This window comes from Thiorhodococcus minor, from assembly GCF_010820565.1.
GTDB lineage: Bacteria > Pseudomonadota > Gammaproteobacteria > Chromatiales > Chromatiaceae > Thiorhodococcus > Thiorhodococcus minor.
The window spans coordinates 1-1,004 of the sequence record NZ_JAAIJQ010000275.1 but is presented as its reverse complement, the minus strand read 5'-3'; the positions used below and the strand labels follow the sequence as shown (position 1 = coordinate 1,004).

2 protein-coding genes are annotated in these 1,004 nt (G+C 69.3%); both read left to right on the top strand.

The genetic code is table 11. The features are described from left to right. The coding region (locus G3446_RS26930; RefSeq protein ID WP_164456714.1) for an ATP-binding protein at positions 1–615 on the top strand (615 nt) is incomplete at its 5' end. Positions 616–632: 17 nt separating this feature from the next. Further along, on the top strand, positions 633–860 hold the full coding sequence (locus tag G3446_RS26925; RefSeq protein ID WP_164456713.1) for a hypothetical protein: 228 nt from the start codon (positions 633–635) through the stop codon (positions 858–860). Positions 861–1,004 lie beyond the last annotated feature (144 nt).

Genomic DNA, 1,004 nt, shown 5'->3' with positions numbered 1-1,004 from the left:
GGCGCCATCGATCACCCGCAAAGCAACCTCGCGGATTTCTACCGCGAGCTCGGCGAGCTGTTCGCCGTGCCGCTGCGCCCGCACAACCGCTGGGCCGGCTTCAAGGCGCTGCGCGCGACTTGGCTCGGCCATCTGCAGACCACCCGCCGGCGCGCGGTGCTGCTCGTCGACGAGGCGCAGGAGATGAGCCCCGCGGTGCTCAATGAGCTGCGCCTGCTGGCCAGCGCGCGCTTTGACTCCCAACCGCTGCTGTGCGTGGTCCTCGCCGGGGATACGCGACTCACCGATCACCTGCGCCGCGCCGAGCTGCTGCCCCTGGGCTCGCGCATCCGCACCCGCCTGGCCACCGAGCACGCCTCCCGCGAGGAGCTCCTCGCCTGCCTACAGCAGCTGTGCGCCAGCGCCGGCAACGCCGCGCTCATGAGCGAGCCCCTGCAGCACACCCTCTGCGATCACGCCGCCGGCAATTACCGCATCCTCACCACCCTGGCCGCCGAGCTGCTCGCCGTCGCCGCTCAACATGAGCGCGCTCAGCTCGACGAGGCGCTCTTCCTCGAGGTCTTCACCCCGCCGGCCACCGCCACCCCGCGGCGCGCCGCCACCACGCCACGCTGATCGCATCGGAGCCTGCCATGACACAACCACACTCCCAACCGTCCCTGCCACCGCTCGACCTGCCGCCGCTGCCCGATGAGGCCGTCGCCGCCCTCATGGACTTCCTCCACGACATCGTCTTCCAGTTCGAAGGCCGCTACTTCGGCCAGCTGCAACGCTATTACGCCGACCACACCCCCGAGGACCGAGACCCCCCCAATCTGTCCGACGCCGCTGTCGACTTCGACGATCCCCTCCCGTTCTAAGCCGAACGACACTCCGTCACCCACCTGGCACGGCCGCCGCTCTGAACGCCGGTCGTGCCAGACCCGCCGACCAACACGCCGCTCAGCGCTGACTTCCATCAGCTAGCCCGATCGTGTAACCATCAAATTCGCTGACCGCACTCA

Bases quoted from the DNA above. Each gene is read 5' to 3' on its own strand.
- G3446_RS26925 (WP_164456713.1), top strand. From the start codon at position 633: ATGACACAACCACACTCCCAACCGTCCCTGCCACCGCTCGACCTGCCG.